The sequence below is a fragment of the Pusillimonas sp. NJUB218 genome (assembly GCF_003788685.1).
Lineage (GTDB): Bacteria > Pseudomonadota > Gammaproteobacteria > Burkholderiales > Burkholderiaceae_B > Neopusillimonas.
The window spans coordinates 23,706-48,483 of sequence record NZ_NQMK01000004.1 but is presented as its reverse complement, the minus strand read 5'-3'; the positions used below and the strand labels follow the sequence as shown (position 1 = coordinate 48,483).

Genomic DNA, 24,778 nt, shown 5'->3' with positions numbered 1-24,778 from the left:
GCCTTTTACCCCGGGTCAGCCTGCGCCAGCGACTCGGGGGTATTGATATTCAAAAATTCGTACGCCTGAGCGTCGAAGCACACTTCGCGCCCGCCGGCCTGCTGCTGCCATAACCGCACCTTGCGATCGCCACCCAGCAAGTAGGCATGCAACGACGCAGCCAACGACCGATGCACCAGCATACACAACGGAAAAGATTGCAAAGGCGTACGTGCGCTAACTAACGGCACAGCATGCCGGGTTGCCGCATCGGCCAACACGGCTGCCAACTGTTCGGGCACACACGGCGTATCGGCCGGCAGCACCAGCATCCAGGGCGTTTGCAAGGCTGCCAGCGCGCTGGACACCCCGGCCAGCGGGCCCGCATCTGTGCCATACACGGGGTCGTCGGCCACCACATCGCCATAGGCCGCGTAAACCTCGACATTGCGATTGGCGCTGACCCACACCTGCGACACCCTGGGGGCAAGGTAGTCGTACACGTAAGACGCCAGCGGCCGCCCCTTCAACAGAGCCAGACCCTTGTCTACCCAGGGTTCGCCTGGGCGCTGAAAACGCGAAGCCTGCCCGCCGGCCAGAATCAGGCCGGTGATATTGGCCAATACAGGCGGTGCAGTGTCAGCCACCGATATAGCTCATCTCGATTTTGGCACGCGTCGTACCGGCTTTGCCGCGCACCTCTGAATAGCGGTCTGTCCGCCCCGTCCAGATGCCGGCGATATGCCCGGCCAGCTCGGCATCGGACCCACCACTGCGCACAAGCGTACGCAAGTCGTAGCCCTGATCGGCAAACAGACACAAGAACAACTTGCCTTCGGGCGACATGCGGGCGCGAGAGCAGTCGCCACAGAACGGATGAGACACGCTGGTAATGACACCAATTTCGCCCGCACCGTCGAGATACCGCCAGCGTTCGGCGACTTCGCCAACGTAATCGGCCTGAACAGGCGCTAATGGAAATTCGGCGCCAATGCGATCGAGCATTTCCCGCCCGGTCAAGACTTCGGACAAGTCCCAACCGTTGGTTGAGCCGACGTCCATGTACTCGATAAACCGCAAGGTATGTCCGCTATGACGGAAGTGACGGACCATCGGCATGATCTGATCATCGTTCAGGCCCTTGCGCACGACCATATTGACCTTGACTGGCGCCAGGCCGGCCTCGGCAGCAGCTTCGATGCCATCGAGTACCGTGTCGACGGACACCTGACTATCACTCATGCGCTCGAACAATGTCGGATCGAGCGCATCGAGACTGACAGTGACGCGTCGCAAGCCCGCGTCTTTCAACGCCTGGGCCTTCTTGCGCAACAGCGTACCGTTGGTCGTTAATGTCAGCTCCAGGGCCTTGCCCTCGGGCGTTTTCAGCTGAGCCAGCATCGCCACTAGCTTTTCGATGTCTTTGCGCAGCAAAGGCTCGCCGCCGGTCAGCCGGATTTTTTGTACACCCAGCCCCACAGCCACACGCGCCACCCGGGTAATTTCCTCGAAGCTGAGCAGCGACGAATGCGGCATGAACGGGTAGTCGGTGTCGAACACCTCGCGCGGCATGCAGTACGTGCACCGGAAGTTGCAGCGATCGGTAACCGAAATACGCAAGTCGCGCAGGGGCCGTTGCCGGGTATCGACCAGGGCCTGCCCCGGCTGCCAGTCGATATACGGCAGTTCGCCCTGCACGTCGGGCACGCCTTTGGCCATAAAAATGACTTTACTCATTGCTTTGTCTTTGTGGTTGTTATTCATGATCTTAGGCCGCCTTTCCTGCCAATTCAGGAAACGCCTCTTTCAAGGTCATGACCTGGCCCATATGTCTCGCGTCGTAACCCACCAGACCCGACACGAATTTACGATACCCCGCGCCGTTCAGTAATGCCAGCAACTGACGCATGGAAGACGACGTCAGGCTGTCGCGGTTGACGGCAAAAAAGTAACGCTCTTTGGCCAAGGGGATAAACGACAGGCCGCATCGCCAGGCTGCCGTCTCGACCCCAATACCGACATCGGCCATACCGCTGGCGATATGCGCTGCAATGGCCATATGGGTAAATTCGCTGCTGTCGTATCCGTTGACCTGTCGCGGGTCAATGCCAAGCCGACGCAGCATCAAACCCACCAACAAACGCGTACTGGAACCAATCTGGCGATTGACGAACCGAACATCGGGTTTGATCAGGTCGGCAATGCTATGAATGTTTTTAGGGTTGTCGGGCTGCACGAACATGCCGGTATCACGCTGCGCCAGATAAATAAGGCAATGCCGGTCGGCGTCCAGCCACGGGCTGTAGTGCTCCAGAATAGCGTGCTCGAACTCACCCACAGGTACCTGAAACCCGGCCAGATCACATTCGTTACGCGTCAATGAGGCCAACGCTTCGGTTGCGGTACGGTAACGCAACTCGATAGACAACATTTCGTGTGCACCGGCCTGCTGAATCAGACCCTCGACGGCGAAGCCATGACTGGCATGCAAACGTAAGCGCGGGCGGATTTCCGGATGCAGACTTTCCAGCGCCTCTTGCAGTTCGGACGCCATGCTTTGCAACGTTGGCGCCAGCCGGGCCTCCATGCGCCGGTTGGCCCATAACAAATGGTGTGCAAACGGGGTCAGCTTCGTCCCCAGCCGCCGACTGGTTTCCAGCAACCCGGCCTCGAAGACCCCTTCGGCACGCCGCAATAACCCCCACGCATGACGATACGACACACCGCATTCGCGGCACGCGCCGGCGATGTTGCCGGTAGCCTCGATGGCGGCCAGCAAGCGCAAAATGTCGCCCAGTGGAAACCGGGCGCCGTCGGGCGACTCGAGCGTCCATTCCGAGTTCAGACGCGCTTGAAATTTATATGTCATTTATTTCATATTGAATCAGGGGGACTAACGCGGTAGATTATTGCAAATAAACGTTTTTTATTATGCACCAATAAACATAATAAAGCATCTGCCCCTTGCAAAGGACACACCCCATGTCATCCCCAGAAGATCCGGTCCGTCTTGCCACGCAACGCGCACTCGACGCCCACGCCGGCCAACCCGGTAACCTGCTGCCCATTCTTCACGCCATCCAGCACGATCTGGGCTGCATTCCCGACGAAGCCGTTCCGGTGCTGTCTCAGGCACTGCAATTGTCGCGGGCCGAGATCCATGGCGTTATCAGTTTTTACCCGCACTTCCGCACTCAAGCGCCGGCCGGTGTCGTCCTCGAAATGTGTCGGGCAGAGTCCTGTCAGGCCATGGGCGCACAATCGCTCATCGACCACGCCCGTGAACAACTGGGCTGCGACTTCCACGAAAACAGCGCCAACGGCAAGGTCACACTTGAACCGGTATATTGTCTTGGTCTGTGCGCCCAATCGCCGGCCGTCATGGTTAATGGCAAGCCGCACGCCCGCATGACGCCCGCCAAGCTCGATCGCCTGCTGGCCGAACAGGGGGCCTGATCATGACAACTATCGTAAAAATTTTCGTCCCAAAAGATGCCGCTGCACTTGCCGTTGGCGCCGACGCCGTCGCCAACACCATCCAGGCCGAGGCTGACCGCCGTGGCATCAACATCGAACTGGTGCGCAACGGCTCGCGTGGCCTGCTCTGGCTCGAAACCCTGGCCGAAGTCGAGACCCCGCAAGGCCGCGTTGCATTCGGCCCTGTCGAAGCCGACGATGTCGCCGGGCTGTTTGACGCCGGCTGGCACCTGGGCCAGCGCGATCATGCCCTTTGTCATGGCCTGACAGAAGACATCCCCTACCTCAAAAACCAGCAGCGTCTTACTTTTGCACGCGTGGGCATCACCGACCCGCTCAGCTTGTCAGACTACCAGGCGCACGGCGGCTTCGAAGGCCTCAAGCGCGCCATAACCATGACACCGGCTGAAATTGTCGAAGAAGTCACGCAATCAGGTCTTCGCGGCCGTGGCGGTGCGGCCTTCCCTACCGGCATCAAATGGAAAACGGTGCTCAACACACCGGCTGACCAAAAATACATTGCCTGTAACGCCGACGAAGGCGATTCGGGCACGTTCTCCGATCGCATGATCATGGAAGGAGACCCCTATACCCTTATCGAGGGCATGACTATTGCCGGCCTGGCGGTCGGGGCAACCCGGGGCTATATCTACCTGCGTTCCGAATACCCCCACGCGGCGGCAGCACTGAACAGCGCCATCGACAACGCGCGCGCCGTCGGCTGGCTGGGCCACGATATTGGCGGCAGCGGTCGCCACTTCGACCTCGAAGTGCGCATCGGTGCCGGCGCCTACATTTGCGGCGAAGAGACTTCCATGCTTGAAAGCCTTGAAGGCAAGCGTGGGCTAGTTCGCGCCAAGCCGCCTCTACCCGCCATCAAGGGCCTTTTCGGCAAACCCACCGTCATCAACAACGTTATTTCGTTGGCCACGGTACCCATCATTCTGGCCAAAGGCGCCAACTACTATCGCGACTTCGGCATGGGCCGCTCCATGGGCACGTTGCCCTTCCAGCTGGCAGGCAACCTCAAGCAAGGCGGCTTGGTCGAGCGCGCATTTGGCATTACTTTGCGCGAACTGCTTTACGACTTCGGTGGCGGCAGCGCCAGTGGGCGGCCGCTCAAAGCCGTTCAGGTCGGAGGCCCGCTGGGTGCCTACCTGCCCGAATCGCAATGGGACGTCCCCCTCGATTACGAAGCCTACATCGGCATATCGGCCATGGTCGGCCACGGCGGCCTGGTCGCCTTCGACGATACGGCCAATATGTCTCAACTGGCCGAATACGCCATGGAATTCTGTGCTGTCGAATCGTGCGGCAAATGCACCCCGTGCCGTATTGGCGCCGTACGCGGCACCGAGGTCATACAAAAAATCCGGGCCAACCACCAGCGCGAACAGCAAGTACACCTGCTACGCGACCTGTGCGACACCATGCTGGGCGGGTCACTCTGTGCCCTGGGCGGCATGACACCCTACCCAGTCCTTTCGGCGCTAAACCATTTCCCGGAAGACTTTGGCCTCGACGCAACTGCGCCTGCCAACCCCTGATACCGGAGCCAATCATGCTAGAAACCATTGCCAAACGCGACCGTGACTTCGGCACACCCGCCCGGGTCAGCACCCAACTGGTCAACCTCACTATCGACGGCCAGACCATTCAGGTACCCGAAGGCACCTCAGTCATGCGTGCCGCCGCCGAAATGGGCATCAACATCCCCAAACTGTGCGCCACTGATTCGCTCGAAGCCTTTGGCTCATGCCGCTTGTGTCTGGTACACATCGAAGGCCGACGCGGCTTCCCCGCGTCGTGTACCACGCCCGTCGAAGAAGGCATGGTGGTCATCACCGAAAACAAAAAGCTCAACGACATGCGTCGCAACGTCATGGAGCTGTACATTTCAGATCACCCGCTCGACTGCCTGACCTGCCCCGCCAACGGCGACTGCGAACTGCAAGACATGGCCGGCGTTGTGGGCCTGCGTAATGTCCGTTACGGCTACGACGGCGCCAATCACTTAAACGACGCAACCGACGCCTCCAACCCGTATTTTGCCTACGACCCCTCGAAGTGCATTGTCTGCAGCCGCTGCGTACGCGCGTGCGAAGACATCCAGGGCACGTTTGCGCTCACTATCGATAGCAAAGGGTTCGAATCACGCATTACTGCCGGCCAGAAGGACACTTTCTTGGAATCCGACTGCGTGTCTTGCGGGGCCTGTGTACAAGCCTGCCCAACGTCTTCGCTCATGGAAAAAACCGTGATCATGATGGGGCAACCCGAGCACTCGGTAGTAACAACCTGCGCCTACTGCGGCGTAGGCTGTGCCTTCAAGGCCGACATGAAAGGTCAGGAAGTCGTTCGGATGGTGCCCTGGAAAGACGGCAAAGCCAATCGCGGCCACTCATGCGTTAAAGGCCGTTTCGCGTGGGGTTACGCAACGCACAAAGACCGCGTTCTCAAGCCCATGATTCGCGAGAAGATCACCGACCCCTGGCGCGAAGTCAGCTGGGAAGAGGCCATTGACTACGCGGCATCGCAAATTCGCCGCATCCAGAACCAGTACGGCCGCGACTCGGTCGGCGGCATTACATCGTCGCGCTGCACCAACGAAGAAACCTACCTGGTCCAAAAACTGGTGCGAGCCGCCTTTGGCACCAACAACGTCGACACGTGCGCGCGCGTCTGCCACTCGCCCACCGGTTATGGCCTTAAGACCACGCTGGGCGAATCGGCCGGCACACAAACCTTCGACTCGGTCATGCACACGGACGTCGTCATCGTAATGGGCGCCAACCCCAGCGCGGCGCACCCAGTGTTTGCCTCGCGCCTGAAAAGCCGTCTGCGTCAGGGCGCCAAACTTATTGTCATCGACCCACGCACCATCGAGCTGGTCAGCTCGCCGCACATCAAGGCCGACTACCACCTGCCGGTTCGGCCGGGCACCAACACCGCCCTGCTCACGTCAATGGCACACGTTATTGCCACCGAAAACCTCATCGACGAAGCCTTTGTTGCCGAGCGTTGCGAGACCAAGGCCTTCAACGAATGGCGTGAGTTTGTGTCGCGCCCCGAAAACTCGCCCGAGGCTATGGCCGAGATCACTGGGGTCAATGCCGACGACTTGCGCGGCGCGGCCCGCCTGTTCGCCACGCACGGTAACGGTTCCATTTACTATGGTCTGGGCGTGACAGAACACAGCCAGGGCTCCACTACCGTCATGGCCATTGCCAACCTGGCCATGGCCACCGGCAATATCGGCCGCGAAGGCGTGGGCGTCAACCCGCTGCGCGGACAAAACAACGTGCAGGGCTCGTGTGATATGGGCTCATTCCCTCACGAGCTGCCGGGCTACCGCCATGTGTCCGACGACACAGTACGGCGCCAGTTCGAACAGGCCTGGGGCGTTACCATTCAGCCCGAACCCGGTCTGCGCATTCCCAACATGTTCGATGCCGCCCTCAGCGGGTCATTCAAGGCACTGTATTGTCAGGGTGAAGACATCGTCCAGTCAGACCCCAACACCCAGCACGTGACTGCGGCCCTTAGCGCGATGGAATGCATCATCGTCCAGGATATTTTCCTGAATGAAACTGCCAAGTACGCCCATGTGTTCCTGCCGGGTTCGTCATTCCTGGAGAAAGACGGCACGTTCACCAATGCCGAGCGTCGTATTTCACGGGTACGTCAGGTCATGGAACCCCAGGCCGGCCTGGCCGACTGGGAAGCCACCTGCGCATTGTCCAATGCGCTGGGCTACCCCATGAACTACAAACACCCCAGCGAAATCATGGACGAAATCGCCAGCCTGACGCCGACATTTACGGGCGTTTCGTTCAAACGGATCGACGAGCTGGGCGGCAGTGTTCAATGGCCCTGCAACGAAGACGCCCCCGAGGGCACCCCCATCATGCACATCGACCAGTTCGTGCGCGGCAAGGGCAAATTCGTCATTACCCAGTATGTACCCAGCGACGAGCGTAGTACGCGCAAGTTCCCGCTGCTGCTCACGACAGGGCGTATTTTGTCTCAGTACAACGTGGGCGCCCAAACCCGACGCACCGATAACGTCATGTGGCACCACGAAGACGTGCTCGAAATTCACCCCCACGATGCGGAAGAACGCGGCATTAATGTGGGCGACTGGGTTGCCGTTCAAAGCCGGTCGGGCGAAACGGCCTTGCGCGCCGAAATCACCGACCGGGTGCAGCCTGGTGTGGTTTACACCACTTTCCACCACCCCGAGTCGGGCGCCAACGTTGTTACCACCGACAGCTCTGACTGGGCCACCGATTGCCCCGAGTACAAGGTTACCGCAGTGCAAGTGCGCCGGGTAACCCAACCGTCCGACTGGCAGACCCACTGGACGCGCTTTACCGACATGCAGCACGACCTGCTTGAAAAGCGTATCAAAGAACCTGCGCCTTCAAACTGATCGTCTCCCGCATGACCCATCCGGCCTCGACACCCGCATCCCCCATCACCGGTGCCCCCGCACCGGCGACGGGCGGTGGGGTGTCGTCTACCGTATGGCGATACAGCGCCGGCGCAGCCGAACTGCACGCCGAAACCGATGTCCTCGCCAACGAAATGGCTATTGCGCTGGAATACAACGGTATCAGCCATGCCACCGTGCTGGCCACACCGCTAAACCTCGAAGACCTGGCCTATGGGTTTTCGCTGACCGAAGGCATTATCCGTCGGCCAGCAGACATCTACGACATCGAAACACGCGAACAAGACAACGGCATCGTCATTCAGGTCACCATTGCATCGGCTTGCATCAACGAGCTTAAGCAAAGACGCCGCAACCTGGCTGGGCGCACCGGCTGCGGCCTGTGCGGCCTGGAAAGCCTGGGCGATGTCGAAAGAAAGCTGCCCGCCCTACCCAACCCCAGTACACGCATCAGCCCCAGGGCTGTGTTGGCTGCTGCGGGCCGCCTGCGCGACAGCCAGCCTGTCCACGCTCAAACCGGCGCCACACACGCCGCCGCCTGGGCCGACGCGCAAGGGCAACTGCTATCTGTCCGAGAAGACGTTGGCCGTCATAATGCGTTCGACAAACTCATCGGTCATCTGGCCAAGCAAGGCCAAGAGACAACCGACGGTTTTGCCGTCATTTCAAGCCGTGCCAGCTTCGAAATGGTTCAGAAAGCTGCCGCAGCCGGCATCGGCACCGTTGTGGCGGTATCGGCGCCCACACACTACGCCACTCAAATGGCGCACAACCTGAATGTTTTACTCCTGGGCTTTACCCGGCAAAATAGCTTTACCGTATACGCCCACCCCGAATATCTTTCCAGCGAAGGAAGCCCCTCGTGAACAATATCGACCACTTGATCAAACTGGCCAACCGGATTGGCGACTTCTTCAATGCCATGCCCGACCGCGCCGAGGGCATTGAAGGGGTAACCAACCATATCCAGAAATTCTGGGAACCGCGCATGCGTAGAGCATTGCTCGACTATCTGGCAGCCCACCCCGATGGCAAAACCCCGAACATCGAACTGAACGCCATTGCGCTTGAGGCCCTGACTCAGCATCGCGACCGCTTGATGCCCAAGACAGCCACAACGGCCTGACACCCACCCGACAACAGATATAAAAATGCCGCTTGTGCCCGTACAACACGGAACACACAAGCGGCAACACCCTAAGTGCCGGCCCCTGATACAAGCGGTACCGGCAAGCCGATGGGTTATTTATCTTCTTTGACGCGATACACCAGCACGGCTGTTTTAGCCAGACTGAGCACCTTGGCCGTCACGCTACCCAGTAGCAAACGCGACAATCCACTACGGCCGTGACTGCCAATAAAAATTAGATCGCAACCATTTTCTTCGGCAGCCTGGACCACGCCGTCGGCCACATTGAAATTGGTCGTAGCCACTTTACTGACTTTTACACCAGCAGTGTCAGCGCGATCGGCGACCGCCTGCAAGTATTTTTCAGCCTGTTCAGCTATCGTTTTGTCGTAATCTTCGTCGGTAATGGCATAGGCTGCAGCCATGCCATCAAACCCGACCGTCGCCGCGAAAGGTTGCGATACATGCAATGCCACCACTTCAGCACCAATTTCTTTGGCGAAACATACACCCTTGTTGGCCGCCTGTGCCGAAAGTGCAGAGCCGTCGGTGGGGATAAGAATTTTCTTGAACATGGGTTGAGCCTTTTACAGGGGTTAATGTAGGTACACCATGGTACGAACGGACGTAAAAAAAATAAAGTCGGGATTCTGCCGTAATTTGCGTTGAATCAAGAGTTCGCGGCGCGAAACAGATTGGTGCAGCGGGCACCACTACGACAATAAGCCAATACAGGGCCGGGCAATGTATTAAGCAGTTCGGCGAAGCGGGAAACATCGTCGACTGTAATGGCGCCACTAACGACAGGTTGATACTCTACCTGCAAACCCGCCGCTTTTGCCGCAGCGATAACGTCGGCCGAGGTGGGTTGATCGGGGCCGCCTTCGAAATCGGGACGATTGATAATGACGCTTTTGTAGCCGGCTGCAGCAACAGCCGCCATGTCTTCGGGCGCCAACTGCGGAGCGACCGAAAAATTGTTGGTAAGGGGGTTAACAGGTACAGCCATTTTGTTTGCTCCGTCTGACAGCAGCAGCGTACCCACGCCGCTAAAAAATGAATATTTGCCTTCCAGTTTACACCTGCACACGCACGCCGTAACGCGTCAACGCATCGGCAAATACCGGACCGCTCAACAACTTGAATTCGGCATTGCGTTGCGGGTCAGTGCGCGTATCACCTGCATCGGCCTGTTCGGGGTGACACATCATGACATCGCCCGACTGGGCTACCGACACCCACGCCTCGAGCCAACGCCCGTAAGCGGCCTCCCCGCCCTGAAAGTCGTAGGCACCCAGGAAACGCACGTTGGTGTCAAAACCGCTTTCGTGAGCCAGCCTGACCAGTGCACCCGCGCCCAAGGCCTGAATGACGCGTGCCTTAAAACGCAAGCGAGCCGGTATAGCGGGTTGCGATCGCATTTGGGTGCTGCGCAGCCAAAACCCAGGTATGTTTGCGTACCTTCGCGATAACTCGAACACCAGTTCGTCGCGAATTTGCGGTAGTTGGTGCACATGTAAATGGCCATCAGCGTAATCTGGCGCCTGCCCCATCACCGCTTCAAAGCGATCAAGCTGGCGTACGATTTGCGCCCGCACAGCAGCCACATCAAGACGATACAGATACGCATCGCGAATAAGCGCCTTTAGCGGTTGATGCAGGCCAGGCTGCCCCAAGTCGTCGGTGAAATTAAGGTGCAGCCCTTTTTGTACCCGTTGGGCAAGCAAAGCCGCCGCGCCTTGCACGAAGTAAGGGCCATCAACCAGACAACTGGTTGCACTCAAACGCCCCGCATCAGCCAAAGCCAATATGGCGCGATTGGCCGCGGGGTTCATGCCGAAGTCGTCGGCGCATACAATGAGCGGTTTCAGGTCGCACTTGCCGGCCTGCTTGTCTTGCGAACTTGTCATGCAAAAATTAATGGGCCAGGTGGCCTGGTTTGTATTAGTGGGCTGTACTGCCGCGGCAACCCATTGGCTGGTCGTCGTGGCCACGGTATCGTTACTGGGGCTGGCCCCGTTGCTAGCCAACGTAGCAGGTTGGCTGATTGCATTTTGTGTATCGTTTGCCGGGCACTATACCCTGACTTTCAAGCACCAGGGGGCACCGCTTGGCCAGGCACTGCGCCGTTTCTTTGCGGTATCGGCGGTTGGCTTTGGTGTTAACGAAGCAGCTTATGCCCTGCTGCTGCACACCACACCAATACGTTACGACGTACTGCTGGCCCTGATATTGATTGCAATCGCCGTCTTGACCTTTGTTGCCGGCCGGTTCTGGGCTTTCAGACAAGCGCCCCAGAAAAAAAATACAGCTTAAGCCCCCGCGACAATCGTCGTTGCCGTCGTCAAGACTCGCGAGCCCCACGCTTAACTTCGTTGACAGGTTCGACACCCGAAGACGCGAGCCCATGACCATGACGCTTGCGCACAATATACACAGGGCGATTCTTGACCTCGCCAAAAATACGCCCGATATATTCGCCCAGCACGCCCACCGACACCAAATTAATGCCAGCAAAAAACAAGATAACCGTCGCCAGCGTCGTAAACCCTTGCACCGGGTCTCCAAACAACAAATGCTTGATCACCGTGAAAGCGCCAAAGGCAAACGCCAGTAAAGAAATGACAAAGCCCGCAACGCTTAACACGCGTAGCGGCCAGGTTGTGAATGCCGTCAGGCCATCGATGGCGAACCCGAACAACTTGAAAGGTTTAAAAGTGCTTGTGCCGTGCAGGCGTTCGGGCGGGTGATAGTAAAAAGGCTCGGCCTTGAAACCCACCCAGGCAAACAGCCCTTTCATGAAACGATTACGTTCAGGCAGCATCAACAAGGCATCGACCACCGAACGATCCATCAGCCGAAAGTCTCCCGCGTTCTCGGGCACACGCACGCCACCGGGCGTGCGCATCAGCTGATAAAACAATTTGGTGCCGATACGTTTAAAGGCCGATTCGTCGTGGCGGCTGGCACGCACACCATAAACCATATCGGCACCGGCCTCCCAGCGCGCCAGCATTTCGGGGATGAGTGCCGGCGGATGTTGCAGGTCGGCATCCATACTGACCACTACTTGACCTTGCGCCGCCTCGAGCCCGGCACTAAGCGCGTTTTCTTTACCAAAGTTGCGCGACAGCTGAAGGTAAACGATTTCGGGGTGTGCCGCCGCCAGCCGGTTGACCAGCTCAGGCGTTGCGTCGGTGCTGCCATCGTCGACCACAATAATCTCGTAGCGCGGCGCCATCTTTTTAAGTACAGTGATCAGGCCGGGAAGCAGCACCCCAAGGTTGGCGTGTTCATTCAGGCAGGGTACAACACAACTAATGGACTCGAGGCTCGACATAATCTGAAAAATGACAATACTGCGCTGGTCAAACGGCCAGTTTACAGTTTATTGATTCCGGAAAAAACTATTGACGTTTGAACCGACCCGCCGCTAAGATTTATTTAATAGTTATCTTATTGAAAGGCCCGATCATGTCGACCCGAGACACGCTTTGCACCGAAGACGAAATACGGCAAATGGTTCATCTTTTTTATGACCGAATCCGGCAAGATGAACAGCTGGGGCCTATTTTCAATCATCACATCCACGACTGGGACACCCACCTTGAACGCATGGTGCAATTTTGGTCATCGATGCTACGAGGCACGGGCACCTACGAGGGCACGCCTATGCCCAAACACATTGCCCTGCCCAACCTGACCGGGAAACTGTTTGGCCACTGGCTCGACCTGTTCCACAGCACGCTGGCCACGCTGCCCAACCGGGCGATGGCCGAAAAGGCCGAAACCCTTGCCGAACGTATCGCACGCAGCCTGTGGTACGGTTACCAACTGCACAACACCCCCAACGCGCCCTTGCGTGAGGTTGCGCGTGCCTGAAATTTTTAACATTGCCGAACCCGCACAAAAAGGGCGCGGCCGACCATCATGGGATGCCCTCCTCGAAATGGGCTTTCGTCCCTTGTACCCGGCCGGTGTGCTCTGGGCCCTGGTTTCGGTGGCGTTGTGGGTATATGCACCGGGCCTGCTGTCGCCTCGCATAGGTGTATTGGCCTGGCATGCCCACGAAATGCTTTGGGGTTTCATCGCCACCATCGCGGTCGGCTTTCTGTTAACCGCAGCGGCCACCTGGACAGGCATCAACCCGCTAAAGGGCAAACCCCTGGCTCTACTGTTCGGGCTATGGCTGGTGGCGCGGCTGGCTTATTTGGGCAGCACTACCATTTGGCTGGCCATTGCCGTGGTGGCCGAAACCTTATTCTTTGCCATTGCTGCCCTGGCGCTATGGCGGGTTATAGGCAAAACACAAAGCCGACGCAACTACGGCGTACCCTGGTTGGCAATGGGGCTGGCTATCGCCAACCTGCTGTACATTCACGCGGCCTGGTTAGGCGACTACAACGCCCTGATGACCGCATTCAATATCGGGCTCGTCGACATGGCGGTTATTGCGCTGCTGGTCGCACGCCGGGTGATCCCTTTTTTCGCCATGCGGGCCATTAATGGGCTCGAACTGCCCATGCACATTGGCACGGGCCAACTACAACTGGGCCTGGGTTTATTCGCTATTGCCGCCGGGCTGGTTGGGCTACCCCGCATCATGGCCATCGCACTGGCCCTGACCGGGCTCATCAGCCTGTACCAATTGTTCTCCTGGAAACCAGTCGCAGTGCGCAGCAAACCCATTTTATGGATTCTGTACATCGGGTATGCCTTCATGGGACTGGGACTGATTACCGCTGGTGCCTGGTTGCTCGACTTAACCCCCGGCGCATTGACCCGCGCGGCAGTGCCGGCACACATCATTGGTATGGGCGGCTTTTCGGTGCTCATTATCGGCATGGTCACGCGTACTGCCCTAGGGCACCTCGGACGGCCACTGCTGCTCGATCGCAGCATGGTGGCCAGTTACGGTTTCATGCTGGCTGCGGTATGCTTGCGGCTTGCCGCATTATGGCCGTCGTCGCTTGCCCCTGGCTTGTTGCATTTAGCAGCGGCGTGCTGGGTAGTATCGTTGGCGTTGTACCTTTGGCGGTTTGTACCCTGGCTGATCCGGCCACGCTTTAATGCCGAACCCATGGCCGCAACAACGGTAAATTTACGTGCAGCAGCCAGCCCACGACGGCCCAGCTAAAACATAATTTGATATGCGCCTCACGACCCTGACCGACTACGCGTTACGCCTGCTCATGTATGTAGGCCAGCACCCCAACCGCCTCTGTACCATTGCCGAAATCGCCAGCGCCTACGGCATTTCAGAAACCCACCTCATGAAGGTGACTCATCGCCTGGCACAAAACGGGTGGATAGACACGATACGGGGCAAAAACGGCGGCATGCGCCTGGCCATGCCGCCCAACGACATCAACTTGGGCAAAGTAGTGCGCGACACCGAAAACGATTTTGCCCTGGTCGAGTGCTTTAACGCAGGCAACGCCTGCACACTGACAGGACAATGCGGGCTGACCGGCATTTTTGCCGGCGCGCTCGAACAATTTTTACACCACCTCGACGGCTACACACTAGCCGATATATTGCCGCCGCCGGCCGCAGCGCATGCATTGGCCGGCGAACACCCGGTTAAATTCGATCGCATCGAATCGTGATGGCGCTGGCGCGCAGTTCGGCCATTACAGCATCGCTAACTTCGCCCTCGACATCGGACACCACATAACCAACCTCGCCAAGCGTTTGCAATTGTTGGCGAACGATGTTCAATCCGTGCGAAGCCATCAGGCTGCTGAGCGTGCCCAAGGCACCCGGCACATTTCTGTGAACGTGCAAGATACGCGTCGCCCCCCCGGCATCCTGGTAAGGAATCTCGGGAAAATTGACCGCGCCTTTGGTCGTGCCACTTTTAATGAAGCGCACCAGTTTTTCGGCCACTTCACGACCGATATTTTCTTGGGACTCTTGCGTGCTGCCGCCGATATGCGGTGTAAGAATGACGTTACGCATACCAATAAGCGGGCTTTGCAGCGCCTCGTCGCGCCCTTTGGGCTCGACCGGGAAGACGTCGATGGCCGCACCCGACAAATGCCCGCTTTGCAACGCCTGATGCAAGGCATCAATATCAACCACTGTGCCACGCGACGCATTAATTAAAATGCTGCCCGGCTTCATGACCTGCAATGCTTTGGCATTAATAAGGTTTTTGGTACCGCTGCCACCTGGTACATGCAGCGTTACAACGTCGGCCTGCTCAAGCAACTGATTCAGCGAGGTACACGCACGGGCGTTACCCAACGGCAGCTTGGCTTCAACATCGTAGAACACCACGCGCATGCCGGCCGCCTCGGCCAAAATGCCCACTTGCGATCCGATATTGCCGTACCCGACAATGCCCAGCGTTTTACCACGCGCTTCAAAGGCGCCATCGGCGGTTTTGTCCCAGTGGCCATGATGTACACGGTCATTCTTCTCGGGGATGCGACGCAACAACAAAATAGTTTCGCCCAAAACCAGTTCAGCTACAGAACGCGTGTTCGAAAATGGTGCGTTGAACACCGGTATGCCCTTAAGCATGGCAGTATTCAAATCGACCTGGTTGGTACCGATGCAAAAACAACCCACCGCGCGCAGCTGGGGCAACGCAGAAAAAAGCTCGGCATCAAGATGCGTGCGCGACCGGATACCCACCAGTTCGGCCCCCTGCAGCGCGCTGCGCAGTTCGGCTGGCGGCAAGGCCGCAGCATAGGTAAACACATCGGTCAAACCCGCTTCGTTGAACACTTCCAGGGCGCTGGGGTGAATATTTTCGAATAGAACAATTCGCGTCATGATGCCTTCCAGTAACAAAATACCCAAAACTCATTGTGGACCATCCGGGCGACCATGGCCTGCTCACCCCTACCGCAATCAGGGGTAAGTATGCTTAATGTGTCGTATTAGTGCAAACCACTAGCCTGTGGCAATGTTCGTGGCACGAATCTTGCTTGAGTACCCTTGATTATCCGGCCGCATCTCGGTCTGGAAACGTGTTCAAGGTTCCGAACGGAGGTTCAACATGAAAATCATCCCCGCAAACCACCGCAGCCCTACCCTGGCTGACAACGCGCGTTACAGACGCGAAGCGGCCCAAGCCGCTTACGTGCTGCCATCACTCATGAAATGCTATATGCCACCGAGTACCGGAGAAACGCTGGCACGACGACTTAGTGCATGGCTAAGCCGCACCGGGCAAAAATTGAAAACCACGAATTAAAGTCAGGATTCGACTGCAGTGCCCGAGGGTTCGGACAAGGGGTCGAGAGATCGCCAAAGACAAGGCTTGCCGACGGCATCGTCAAGCACCTTCAAATATTTCTGATGCTCGACCAGTTCGGCGTCGGAAGCCCGCAAAACCTTAAGCACCGACGCGTCGAAAGCCGTCAGCCCCGAGCCGCCGCCCCCCTGACCGTCTTGCGCGTCGAAATCCATCAGCAAGGTGTCTTGCCCGCGCGTCATGGCCAGCCAGACTTCAGCCAGCAACTCGGAGTCGAGCAGCGCGCCGTGCAAGGTACGATGCGCATTAGAAATGCCGTAGCGCTCGCACAAGGCATCTAGCGAATTACGTTTACCCGGGTGCAATTCACGGGCATACAACAAAGAATCGGTCACCGAATCGCAGAGCGAACGAAACGGCCCCAGCCCGGCGCGCTCAAGCTCGGCGTCTAGAAACTTGACGTCGAACGCCGCATTATGAATGATGACCTCGGCACCGGCGACATAGTCGACTAGCTGGGAAGCCACCTCGTGAAAACGCGGGTGCGCAGACAGAAATTCGGTGGTCAACCCGTGCACGTTCAATGCTTCGGGGTCGCTGTCGCGGTCAGGGTTCAGATATAAATGTAAATGACGGCCCGTCAGGCTGCGATTGACCATCTCGACACAGGCTAGCTCAACCACACGATGCCCTTGAGCTGGGTCCAGACCTGTCGTTTCGGTGTCGAGAATAATTTGGCGCATGACAATTTAAACAATAAAAAACATTAACAATGCCGAGGGCCCTGAAAGCGGGCCGACGCAAGGCAAAGGCAGAACGGACGCCGCGCAGAATACAACATTGGGCGACGCCTATAGGGCTTTAAGCGGCCCTGACCGCCTGCCGACCAGCAATAAGCGAATAGGCCACAGGCACCACATACAGGGTCAGCAATGTACCAAAAGAAAGGCCACCCACAAGCACCCAGCCAATCTGCTCGCGCGATTCGGCACCAGCGCCGGTTGCCAGTGCCAACGGCACCGTACCCAATACCATCGCCCCTGTCGTCATCAAAATGGGGCGCAGTCGCAACACACTGGCTTCAGTTACCGCATCAAGCACATCACGGCCTTCCTGACGCAATTGGGTTGCAAACTCGACAATAAGAATACCGTGCTTGGTAATTAGCCCCACCAGCGTAATCAGACCAATCTGACTATAAATAGACAATGTCCCGCCAGTAAGCCACAGGGCCAACAAAGCGCCCGTCATGGCCAGCGGCACCGACAGCATAATAATGAACGGATTGCGCCAGCTTTCGAATTGGGCGGCCAGCACCAGATAAATAAACGCCAACGCCATAACAAACACCAGGTAAATACTACCTGACGAATCGCGGAACTCGCGCGACTGACCGTCGAGGTCGATTTGCACCGTGGCCGGCAACGTATCGCGTGCAACGGCAAACATGTGGTCAAGCACCTCGCCCAGCGCGTACCCAGGCGCCACAGACGCCTGTACCTTAACGGCGCGCAAACGATTGAAGTGATTGAGCGACTGCGGTGAAACGCTTTCGGTCACGTCCAAGAAGTTGGACAACTGCACCATGCCCCCTTGGGCAGTACGCACGTAAATATCCGAAATATCGCGCGGATCGGCACGGTCTTGTTTGCTGACCTGCACAATCACGTCGTACTGCTCGCCACTATCGCGAAAGCGCGTTACCTGCCGGCCGCCCAGCATGGACTCGAGCGTACGGCCTACCGTGCCGACATCAACGCCGACGTCGGCCAATTTTTCGCGGTTGACCGCCACCGTCAGCTCTGGGGTGTTCAGACGCAGGTCAGTATCAATATTTTGCAACCCGGGGTAGTCAGAAAGCTTCTCGACGAAACCATCGACCAGGCGACCGATCTCTTCGTATGGGGCCTGGCTCATGATGACAAATTCAATCGGCTTTGACGTGGCCCGTTGACCAAAAGACGGCGGATTGCTTGGAAACGCCCGCACGCCGGGCAGCCCCATAAACTGCGGCAACAAACCGGCGGCAATTTCTTGCTGCGAACGTTCGCGGTCACCCCAAGGCTTGAGCCGCAAAATGGCAAACGCCTCGGTCACCGTCGGGAACCCGACAATAGACTGGTTGCCCGATGCCTCGGAAATACCGGCATACATTTGTTCGATACGTTTCACACTATCGAGCGTGTAATCGAGCGTGGAACCATCTGGGGCGCTCACCACGCCAAACACCACACCACGGTCTTCCAGAGGCGCCAGTTCGCTTTTTATGGTTTTAAACAACACGCCGCTAGCCGCGGCCACCACCAGGCCCAGCACCACAACGGCCATGCGATGGCGCAACGCAAAACCCAGACTGTTTCGATAAGCGCGGGTCATGCCTTCAAGCAAGCGCTCGATAAACATGTATACCTTGCCGTGAGAAGGTTGATGCTTGAGCAAGGTGGAGCACATCATGGGGGTTAAAGTCAGTGCCACAAAACCCGACACCAATACCGCACCGGCCAGGGTCAGGGCAAACTCGATGAACAGGCGACCGGTACGACCGGTCGCAAAGGCCAGCGGTGCATAAACAGCCACCAGCGTTAACGTCATGGCAATGACCGCGAAGGCAATTTCTTTAATCCCCAGGAAAGACGCTTCAAGCCGCGACTTCCCTTCTTCGATGTGTCGATATACGTTTTCGAGCACCACAATGGCGTCATCGACCACCAAACCAATGGCCAGCACCATAGCCAGCAAAGTCAGTGTATTGATCGAGAAACCGAACAAATACATGATGCCAAATGCACCGATGAGCGACACCGGAATGGTGACAATGGGAATAAGACTGGCGCGCACACTGCGCAAGAAAAAGAAAATGACCAGCACCACCAGCACCACGGCCTCGAGGATGGTCATGTACACCGAGTTGATGGACTCTTGAATGAACACCGAACTGTCGTACGCAATGTTCAAACGCATGCCGTCGGGCAGATTTTGATTGATTTCCTCGACCTCGGCGCGCACCGCCCGTGACAGGTCGAGCGGGTTGGCCGTAGATTGCTTGGTAATGCCAATATTAAGGCCGTCATTACCATTAAAACGCGACAAAATACGCTCTTCGGCCGGGCCGATCTCGACATTGGCCAAATCGCCTAGGCGCACGGGATAGCCACTGACGGTGGCCACAATGACATCTTTAAACTGCTGCACGGTTTGCAAGTCGGTGGTCGACACCACAGAAAATTCGCGCATGGCCGACTCGATGCGACCGGCCGGAATCAGCACGTTCTGTTGACGCAGCGCCGACTCGACATCTTGTACAGTCAGGTTATAGCCCGCCAGTTTGGCCCGATCGATGTAAATGCGCATGGCCGGCTGGCGCTCACCGAAAATACGAACCTCGGCTGCCCCGGGCAGAACCGATAAACGGGTTTTGATATAGCGATTAAGGTAGTCGGACGCCTCCATCGTATTCAAACTACCGGCGTCGACGGCAATGTACACAATCGGGGTTGAATCGGCCTCGACCTTACTGATGACCGGTTCGTCGATTTCGTCGGGCAAGAAACGGCGCGCGCGTGAGACCTTGTCGCGTACGTCGGCGGCGGCCGCATCCGGGTCGCGATCCATGTTGAACTTGATGTTGATCCAGCTGCGCTCGGAGCGACTGCGCGACGTCATCACGTCAACGCCTTCCATGCCCGACAACTGATCTTCAAGCGGCTTGGTCACCTGCGACTCAACCACCTCGGGTGACGCTCCCTTATAGTCGGTCATGACCGACACCACCGGTTCATCGATGGCCGGATACTCACGCACCGTCAGGCGGTCGTATGAAATCAGCCCAACCAGCACCACCAGCAAGGAAAGCACGGTGGCAAATACTGGGCGCTTGATGCAAACTTCGGACAAGACCATGGTGCGTTCCCCGGATCAGGAAGTCGGCGTACCGGCGGCAGCCGGCGCAGGAGTTGAAGCACCCGCCGCTGCCGGCAAGGTCAGAATACGTACGGGCGTGCCATCGGCAATTTTCTGCAAGCCGGCCACCACAACCTGGTCACCCTGCTGCAAGCCACTCAAAATTTCGACCTGCCCCGATCGTCTCTGACCGATCTCGACCACAACCCGTCGCGCGACGCCGTCTTCAACACGGAAGACAAAACGCTCCGGGCCGGCCGACTGCAGGGCGGTTTCGGGCACGACAGTCACCTGCGTGTTCTCGAACATCAGTTGCACCCGGGCAAAGATGCCCGGACGCAATCGACCGTCCTTATTGGGTACATCGGCTCGGACCAAAACGGAACGCCCGCCCACATCAACTTGCGGATTCACGGCCTTCACAACACCTTGGCGCGACTCGCCGGGCAACGCGTCGAAGCGTACGGTAAGCCCAAGCCCGACCGTAATCTGATCCACATAACCTTCAGGAACACGAAAATCGACCTGCAAAGGATCGATAGACTCGATGGGCGCAATATCGGTACCGGCACTGACGTAGTCCCCAACCGACACCTGACGCAGACCAATCACGCCATTGAATGGCGCCAAAATTGCAGTTTTATCGAGTTGCGCTTGCGCCAGCGCCACGGCCGCCTGCTGCACTTTAAGCTGGTTGAACGCTTCATCGCGCGCCTGCTTACTGATAAACCCTTGCTGAGTCAGGGTTTGAGACCGTTGATACTGGGTATTGGCCAGGCTGAGGTTGGCCTGGGCCTGCTGCAACTGAGCCTTAACGACGCTATCGTCCAGTCGCACCAACAACTCGCCGCGCTTGACCGGCTGCCCCTCGGCAAACTTGATCTCAGCAATTCGGCCGGCAATTTCCGGGCGCAAAATAACCGCATTTTCAGAACGCAAGGTGCCCACCGCGGAGACCTCCCGGGGCATGCTGACCTGAACCACCGGCGTCACTTCGACCCCCACCTGCCGAGGTCCGGCAGCCGGCGCAGGCGTAGATTTTGCCGCCTGCGTCGCAGCAGGGGCACTGGAAGGTTGGGCAGGTTGACCTGCACCCGGCCCCCACCACCGCGATCCGGCCACACCCAGTGCAGCGCCTAAACCCAATACGACCAGAAATCCTGCAACGTTCTTGTTCATGAAAGCGTGTTCATCTATAAGCGGGTTGTGGAAACCGGCCCTGAAAAGACCGACGTCGATAATAGCGCATGCTGGCGTAGCGTGCGGCCCCAAAACCGTCACAGGGCCAGGGTTAGCCGCTTAAGCCGCGGCGCGTCGCGCGACCTCCACCCCTTCGTTGGCCAGCGCATCGGCTTTTTCATTTCCCGGGTCACCGGCATGTCCGCGCACCCATCGCCAAGTCAACTCGTGCTCGTGAGTAAGTTCATCCAGCATCTGCCAGAGGTCGGCGTTCTTGACCGGCTTTTTATCTGCCGTGCGCCAACCCCGACGCTTCCAGTTCTCGAGCCATTCCGTCATGCCCTTTTGCACATACTGCGAGTCGGTATGAATCACAACCTTGCACGGGCGCTTCAGGGCCCGCAGCGCCTGAATGACGGCCATCAGTTCCATACGATTGTTGGTGGTTTCGGGCTCACCGCCACACAGGCTTTTTTCGTGACGCCCCTGGCGCAAATATGCGCCCCACCCCCCCCATCCGGGGTTTCCCTTACAAGCACCGTCGGTCCAGATATTGACCGGTGCAATGTGTTGCAAACTCATGCTTTCCTTGTATTGACTTAACCTAACTGCCTGCCTGACGCTGGCTGGCCACAACGGCGGCCCGGCGCATACGGCGTTTCTTTTTGCCCTTCCAGGCCGGCCCCACCAGGCGCACAGAGGCAACGCGTTTGACGGCTGCCACCACATAAACCGCGCCACATACCGGCCACCAGCGGTCGCCTGCGGCGTCCATGAAAGACCAGCGTTGCAGCCAGCGCTGAGTAAAGCAGGGCGCAGCGTAGCAACCAAAGTGCCCCCGGTCAATTTCAAGGGACAACAACTTGAACCAGTCTTTCAGACGAGGCAAAGACACCTGCATATGGGCAGGCACTGGCACCAGGGGGTCGACGCCCGGAATACGCGCTTGCGCCCCCCAAAGACTCCAGGGGTTAAAACCAGAGATCACCAACCGCCCCTCAGGGACCAGTACACGCTCGGCTTCGCGCAGCACCTGATGCGGGTGATTGGAACACTCGAGAACATGGGGTAATATCAGCAAGTCGACGGACTGACTTTCGAAGGGCAGCTGCTCGGGCTGGGCATACAGTGCCGGGCTGGCGCCTATCAGGCTGTCTTCACTGAAACCCGAATGGGTGTGTATCTTGTGCGGTATGCGGTTTGCAGCCAGTAAGTCCCAGTGCGGCAACCCCACCTGTACCGCGTGGTAGCCAAACGCGTTGGTCACCATACCATTGGTTTTTTTCTGTTCCCAGTTGCGCACGTACTGGCCGGCCGGCGTTTCCAGCCATCCGGCCAGTTCGGTGATCAGCGGTTGGTCCAACTCAAACACACAAGCTCCTTGCGCCATGGTTAATACTACTCAAGACCCGAAAACAACCCGTCTGGTTCCGGTTCCGGCATTTTCCGACAACTATATCTGGTTAATTCGCAAAGGCAACCACGCGGTCGTGGTCGATCCGGGCGATGCCGCCCCGGTGCTCGAACAATTAAACGCACATAACCTGACGCTGGATGCCATTCTTGTTACCCATCACCACCCCGACCATGTCGGCGGCGTACTCGAGCTCAAAGAAAAAACCGGCGCCACAGTGTACGGCCCTATCGGCGAAAAGCTCCCGGTATGCGATCACGGCCTGAAAGAAACCGACGAAGTCGGGCTCGACCACCTGGGGCTTACCCTTTCGGTACTCGACATCCCAGGGCACACTGCGGGCCACATTGCTTATTTTGGCTATCTCGACGACGACCAGCCTGTCGTTTTTTGTGGTGATACACTATTTGCCGCAGGTTGCGGGCGCCTTTTCGAGGGCACCCCTGCCGACATGGTGAACTCCCTGGGGAAACTGCAAGCATTACCGCTAAACACGCTTGTGTGCTGTGCCCATGAATACACCCTGTCTAACCTGCGCTGGGCACTTGCCGTCGAACCGGCAAACCCCGTGTTAAAAAAGCGCTGGGAATCGGCACAGCAAACCAGGTCGCAAGGTTTGCCTACACTGCCATCCACCATCAGCCTCGAGCTCGAAACCAACCCATTCCTGCGGCCGCTGCAAAGTGCAGTTATCGAAGCCGCCCAGAATCATGCAGGCAAACCGCTGAATTCTGCGGTCGCTGTGTTTGCATGCCTGCGCGAATGGAAGAACAATTTTTAACGCAGTACCCATGCTTTCACGACTATTTACGTTATTACTGGTGGTGCTTCTGGCGGGCTGTGCCCACCAAGGTGCGCAAAAATCCGACCGCTCGCCCTATGCTGCCGTCGACACATCGCGCACCATCGACCTGACCAACCCACCCGCCGATATCTGGGACCGCGTCCGTCGCGGTTTCGCCATCCCCAATCTTAACGACCCGCTGGTCGACCACTGGACAAACTACTACGCCTCGCATCCGCAATCGGTTTACCGCATGAGCGAGCGTGCGAAGCGCTACATTTACTTTATTGTCGACGAGCTCGAACGACGCGGCCTGCCCACCGAGCTGGCCCTGCTACCCTTTGTCGAAAGCGCCTACAACCCCGAGGCCTACTCGCGGGCCAAAGCATCCGGGCTGTGGCAATTTATTCCCAGCACGGGCTTGCACTTCAATTTAAAACAAGACAACTGGCGCGACGAGCGCCGCGACCCTGTGGCCTCCACCCACGCTGCCCTCGAATACCTCACCTATCTGTACGAATTCCAAGGCGACTGGTATCTGGCGCTAGCGTCTTACAACTGGGGCGAAGGCTCGGTGCGCCGCGCCATTGAAAAGGCCGAGGCGGCGGGCGACGGTACTGATTACCTGTCGCTGAAAATGCCCGACGAAACACGTAACTACGTACCCAAATTGCAGGCCATTAAAAACATCATTGCCGACCCGAAAAAATACGGCATGACACTGCCGCCTGTTGGCAATACCCCATATTTCACCGCTGTTCGCAAAACCCAAACGATGGCGGTCGAAGATGTGGCCCGGCTGGCCGAAATGCCCCTTGACGAATTCAAGGCTCTGAATGCCTCATTCCATCGGTCGATTATCGTGGCAGACGACGCACCCGAAATCTTGCTGCCGACACATCGGGTAGACATTTTCAAGGCCAACCTCGAAGCCTACAAAAATCAACAACTGACTGCCGCAACCGAAGGCGGTGTTCAACTGGCGTCTCTGGACACAACCGGTGGTGCGGCACTACCCATACCGGCACCCATCAACCGCCTACCCTCGGCGGGCAAGCCGGCTAACAAGACTGTCAAACGGGGCCCCAGCGCGCGCACCCATACCGTCAAAAAGGGTGAGACCCTTTATACATTGGCCAAACGCTACAACACGTCGGTACAAGAGCTACGGCGGCTTAACAACTTAAAAAGCAACAACTTGGGGCTGGGCACGCGCCTACGGGTACCTGGCACCAATGTTCGCGGCTGACACAACC

At 57.8% G+C, this 24,778-nt stretch carries 25 protein-coding genes; 12 read left to right on the top strand and 13 right to left on the bottom strand.

Annotation, left to right across the window (positions count from 1 at the left end):
* Positions 1-5: 5 nt before the first annotated feature.
* Genes mobA through CHR62_RS06625 form a run of 3 tightly spaced genes read right to left on the bottom strand, consistent with a single transcriptional unit; the run spans position 6 to position 2,848 of the window.
* A complete protein-coding gene (mobA, locus tag CHR62_RS06635; protein ID WP_158609099.1) occupies positions 6-626 on the bottom strand; it encodes a molybdenum cofactor guanylyltransferase MobA in 621 nt (206 codons plus the stop codon).
* Positions 619-1,716: a GTP 3',8-cyclase MoaA gene (moaA, locus tag CHR62_RS06630; protein WP_123660427.1), complete on the bottom strand. Its 1,098-nt coding sequence runs from the start codon at positions 1,714-1,716 to the stop codon at positions 619-621. The genes mobA and moaA overlap by 8 nt, the downstream gene beginning before the upstream one ends.
* 31 nt (positions 1,717-1,747) lie before the next feature.
* The gene (locus CHR62_RS06625; RefSeq protein WP_093969341.1) at positions 1,748-2,848 is read right to left on the bottom strand and encodes a substrate-binding domain-containing protein; all 1,101 of its coding nucleotides are present in this window, start codon (positions 2,846-2,848) and stop codon (positions 1,748-1,750) included.
* A 113-nt stretch (positions 2,849-2,961) separates the two neighbouring features.
* Here CHR62_RS06625 and CHR62_RS06620 point away from each other — a divergent pair, with 113 nt between their 5' ends.
* Genes CHR62_RS06620 through CHR62_RS06600 form a run of 5 tightly spaced genes read left to right on the top strand, consistent with a single transcriptional unit; the run spans position 2,962 to position 9,035 of the window.
* Positions 2,962-3,435 carry a formate dehydrogenase subunit gamma gene (locus tag CHR62_RS06620; protein WP_123660426.1) on the top strand — a complete coding sequence of 158 codons (474 nt, stop codon included), beginning with the start codon at positions 2,962-2,964 and terminating at the stop codon, positions 3,433-3,435.
* Between the two features lie 2 nt (positions 3,436-3,437).
* On the top strand, positions 3,438-5,003 hold the full coding sequence (locus CHR62_RS06615) for an NADH-quinone oxidoreductase subunit NuoF (protein WP_123660425.1): 1,566 nt from the start codon (positions 3,438-3,440) through the stop codon (positions 5,001-5,003).
* 14 nt (positions 5,004-5,017) lie between these two features.
* Positions 5,018-7,888, top strand: a complete 2,871-nt coding sequence (fdhF, locus tag CHR62_RS06610) for a formate dehydrogenase subunit alpha (protein ID WP_123660424.1) — start codon at positions 5,018-5,020, stop codon at positions 7,886-7,888.
* A gap of 11 nt (positions 7,889-7,899) precedes the next feature.
* Positions 7,900-8,775, top strand: a complete 876-nt coding sequence (gene fdhD / locus CHR62_RS06605) for a formate dehydrogenase accessory sulfurtransferase FdhD (protein WP_123660423.1) — start codon at positions 7,900-7,902, stop codon at positions 8,773-8,775.
* Entirely contained in the window at positions 8,772-9,035 is a 264-nt protein-coding gene (locus CHR62_RS06600) for a formate dehydrogenase subunit delta (protein WP_123660422.1), read from the top strand. Before fdhD ends, CHR62_RS06600 begins: the two co-directional genes overlap by 4 nt.
* Positions 9,036-9,151: 116 nt before the next feature.
* On the opposite strand, the gene CHR62_RS06595 is transcribed toward CHR62_RS06600, so the two are convergent.
* From CHR62_RS06595 to CHR62_RS06585, 3 genes are all read right to left on the bottom strand, one after another.
* A complete protein-coding gene (locus CHR62_RS06595; protein WP_123660421.1) occupies positions 9,152-9,613 on the bottom strand; it encodes a universal stress protein in 462 nt (153 codons plus the stop codon).
* Between the two features lie 95 nt (positions 9,614-9,708).
* A complete protein-coding gene (locus tag CHR62_RS06590; protein ID WP_093969348.1) occupies positions 9,709-10,047 on the bottom strand; it encodes a TIGR01244 family sulfur transferase in 339 nt (112 codons plus the stop codon).
* Between the two features lie 67 nt (positions 10,048-10,114).
* On the bottom strand, positions 10,115-10,948 hold the full coding sequence (locus CHR62_RS06585; protein ID WP_123660420.1) for a ChbG/HpnK family deacetylase: 834 nt from the start codon (positions 10,946-10,948) through the stop codon (positions 10,115-10,117).
* Here CHR62_RS06585 and CHR62_RS06580 point away from each other — a divergent pair.
* The gene (locus CHR62_RS06580) at positions 10,947-11,354 is read left to right on the top strand and encodes a GtrA family protein (RefSeq protein ID WP_123660419.1); all 408 of its coding nucleotides are present in this window, start codon (positions 10,947-10,949) and stop codon (positions 11,352-11,354) included. The genes CHR62_RS06585 and CHR62_RS06580 overlap by 2 nt on opposite strands.
* Positions 11,355-11,382: 28 nt before the next feature.
* Here CHR62_RS06580 and CHR62_RS06575 read toward each other — a convergent pair whose 3' ends face one another.
* Entirely contained in the window at positions 11,383-12,378 is a 996-nt protein-coding gene (locus tag CHR62_RS06575) for a glycosyltransferase family 2 protein (RefSeq protein WP_093969351.1), read from the bottom strand.
* Between the two features lie 134 nt (positions 12,379-12,512).
* On the opposite strand from CHR62_RS06575, the gene CHR62_RS06570 reads away from it, so the two are divergent.
* Genes CHR62_RS06570 through CHR62_RS06560 form a run of 3 tightly spaced genes read left to right on the top strand, consistent with a single transcriptional unit; the run spans position 12,513 to position 14,647 of the window.
* Positions 12,513-12,920: a group III truncated hemoglobin gene (locus tag CHR62_RS06570; protein WP_093969352.1), complete on the top strand. Its 408-nt coding sequence runs from the start codon at positions 12,513-12,515 to the stop codon at positions 12,918-12,920.
* Positions 12,913-14,175: an NnrS family protein gene (locus tag CHR62_RS06565; RefSeq protein WP_199722906.1), complete on the top strand. Its 1,263-nt coding sequence runs from the start codon at positions 12,913-12,915 to the stop codon at positions 14,173-14,175. The genes CHR62_RS06570 and CHR62_RS06565 overlap by 8 nt, the downstream gene beginning before the upstream one ends.
* A 13-nt stretch (positions 14,176-14,188) precedes the next feature.
* Positions 14,189-14,647, top strand: coding sequence for an Rrf2 family transcriptional regulator (locus CHR62_RS06560; RefSeq protein WP_093969353.1), 459 nt, complete (start codon positions 14,189-14,191; stop codon positions 14,645-14,647).
* Here the strand turns inward: CHR62_RS06560 and serA are convergent.
* Entirely contained in the window at positions 14,622-15,821 is a 1,200-nt protein-coding gene (serA, locus tag CHR62_RS06555) for a phosphoglycerate dehydrogenase (RefSeq protein ID WP_123660418.1), read from the bottom strand. The two genes, CHR62_RS06560 and serA, sit on opposite strands and share 26 nt — an antisense overlap.
* A gap of 226 nt (positions 15,822-16,047) precedes the next feature.
* Here serA and CHR62_RS06550 point away from each other — a divergent pair, with 226 nt between their 5' ends.
* On the top strand, positions 16,048-16,245 hold the full coding sequence (locus CHR62_RS06550) for a hypothetical protein (protein WP_123660417.1): 198 nt from the start codon (positions 16,048-16,050) through the stop codon (positions 16,243-16,245).
* A gap of 2 nt (positions 16,246-16,247) precedes the next feature.
* Here the strand turns inward: CHR62_RS06550 and dnaQ are convergent, their stop codons facing one another.
* The 5 genes from dnaQ to CHR62_RS06525 form a co-directional block, all read right to left on the bottom strand.
* The gene (gene dnaQ / locus CHR62_RS06545) at positions 16,248-16,988 is read right to left on the bottom strand and encodes a DNA polymerase III subunit epsilon (protein WP_093969356.1); all 741 of its coding nucleotides are present in this window, start codon (positions 16,986-16,988) and stop codon (positions 16,248-16,250) included.
* A gap of 118 nt (positions 16,989-17,106) precedes the next feature.
* Positions 17,107-20,145, bottom strand: a complete 3,039-nt coding sequence (locus tag CHR62_RS06540; RefSeq protein ID WP_123660416.1) for an efflux RND transporter permease subunit — start codon at positions 20,143-20,145, stop codon at positions 17,107-17,109.
* Positions 20,146-20,160: 15 nt separating this feature from the next.
* Entirely contained in the window at positions 20,161-21,324 is a 1,164-nt protein-coding gene (locus tag CHR62_RS06535; protein WP_093969358.1) for an efflux RND transporter periplasmic adaptor subunit, read from the bottom strand.
* Positions 21,325-21,444: 120 nt separating this feature from the next.
* Positions 21,445-21,906: a ribonuclease HI gene (gene rnhA, locus CHR62_RS06530; protein WP_093969359.1), complete on the bottom strand. Its 462-nt coding sequence runs from the start codon at positions 21,904-21,906 to the stop codon at positions 21,445-21,447.
* Positions 21,907-21,928: 22 nt separating this feature from the next.
* Entirely contained in the window at positions 21,929-22,696 is a 768-nt protein-coding gene (locus tag CHR62_RS06525; protein ID WP_233574899.1) for a methyltransferase domain-containing protein, read from the bottom strand.
* Positions 22,697-22,712: 16 nt separating this feature from the next.
* Between CHR62_RS06525 and gloB the strand changes: the two genes are divergently transcribed.
* Both gloB and CHR62_RS06515 read left to right on the top strand, forming a co-directional pair.
* A complete protein-coding gene (gloB, locus tag CHR62_RS06520) occupies positions 22,713-23,519 on the top strand; it encodes a hydroxyacylglutathione hydrolase (protein ID WP_093969361.1) in 807 nt (268 codons plus the stop codon).
* 10 nt (positions 23,520-23,529) lie between these two features.
* Complete coding sequence (locus tag CHR62_RS06515) at positions 23,530-24,771, top strand: transglycosylase SLT domain-containing protein (protein ID WP_123660414.1); 1,242 nt, start codon at positions 23,530-23,532, stop codon at positions 24,769-24,771.
* Positions 24,772-24,778 lie beyond the last annotated feature (7 nt).

Bases quoted from the DNA above. Each gene is read 5' to 3' on its own strand.
- CHR62_RS06550 (WP_123660417.1), top strand. From the start codon at position 16,048: ATGAAAATCATCCCCGCAAACCACCGCAGCCCTACCCTGGCTGACAAC.
- CHR62_RS06585 (WP_123660420.1), bottom strand. From the start codon at position 10,948: ATGACAAGTTCGCAAGACAAGCAGGCCGGCAAGTGCGACCTGAAACCG.
- serA (WP_123660418.1), bottom strand. From the start codon at position 15,821: ATGACGCGAATTGTTCTATTCGAAAATATTCACCCCAGCGCCCTGGAA.
- gloB (WP_093969361.1), top strand. From the start codon at position 22,713: ATGGTTAATACTACTCAAGACCCGAAAACAACCCGTCTGGTTCCGGTT.
- rnhA (WP_093969359.1), bottom strand. From the start codon at position 21,906: ATGAGTTTGCAACACATTGCACCGGTCAATATCTGGACCGACGGTGCT.
- CHR62_RS06595 (WP_123660421.1), bottom strand. From the start codon at position 9,613: ATGTTCAAGAAAATTCTTATCCCCACCGACGGCTCTGCACTTTCGGCA.
- CHR62_RS06625 (WP_093969341.1), bottom strand. From the start codon at position 2,848: ATGACATATAAATTTCAAGCGCGTCTGAACTCGGAATGGACGCTCGAG.
- dnaQ (WP_093969356.1), bottom strand. From the start codon at position 16,988: ATGCGCCAAATTATTCTCGACACCGAAACGACAGGTCTGGACCCAGCT.
- CHR62_RS06575 (WP_093969351.1), bottom strand. From the start codon at position 12,378: ATGTCGAGCCTCGAGTCCATTAGTTGTGTTGTACCCTGCCTGAATGAA.
- fdhF (WP_123660424.1), top strand. From the start codon at position 5,018: ATGCTAGAAACCATTGCCAAACGCGACCGTGACTTCGGCACACCCGCC.
- CHR62_RS06615 (WP_123660425.1), top strand. From the start codon at position 3,438: ATGACAACTATCGTAAAAATTTTCGTCCCAAAAGATGCCGCTGCACTT.
- CHR62_RS06515 (WP_123660414.1), top strand. From the start codon at position 23,530: ATGCTTTCACGACTATTTACGTTATTACTGGTGGTGCTTCTGGCGGGC.
- CHR62_RS06535 (WP_093969358.1), bottom strand. From the start codon at position 21,324: ATGAACAAGAACGTTGCAGGATTTCTGGTCGTATTGGGTTTAGGCGCT.
- CHR62_RS06570 (WP_093969352.1), top strand. From the start codon at position 12,513: ATGTCGACCCGAGACACGCTTTGCACCGAAGACGAAATACGGCAAATG.
- fdhD (WP_123660423.1), top strand. From the start codon at position 7,900: ATGACCCATCCGGCCTCGACACCCGCATCCCCCATCACCGGTGCCCCC.
- CHR62_RS06620 (WP_123660426.1), top strand. From the start codon at position 2,962: ATGTCATCCCCAGAAGATCCGGTCCGTCTTGCCACGCAACGCGCACTC.
- CHR62_RS06560 (WP_093969353.1), top strand. From the start codon at position 14,189: ATGCGCCTCACGACCCTGACCGACTACGCGTTACGCCTGCTCATGTAT.
- CHR62_RS06580 (WP_123660419.1), top strand. From the start codon at position 10,947: ATGCAAAAATTAATGGGCCAGGTGGCCTGGTTTGTATTAGTGGGCTGT.
- CHR62_RS06590 (WP_093969348.1), bottom strand. From the start codon at position 10,047: ATGGCTGTACCTGTTAACCCCCTTACCAACAATTTTTCGGTCGCTCCG.
- moaA (WP_123660427.1), bottom strand. From the start codon at position 1,716: ATGAGTAAAGTCATTTTTATGGCCAAAGGCGTGCCCGACGTGCAGGGC.
- CHR62_RS06540 (WP_123660416.1), bottom strand. From the start codon at position 20,145: ATGGTCTTGTCCGAAGTTTGCATCAAGCGCCCAGTATTTGCCACCGTG.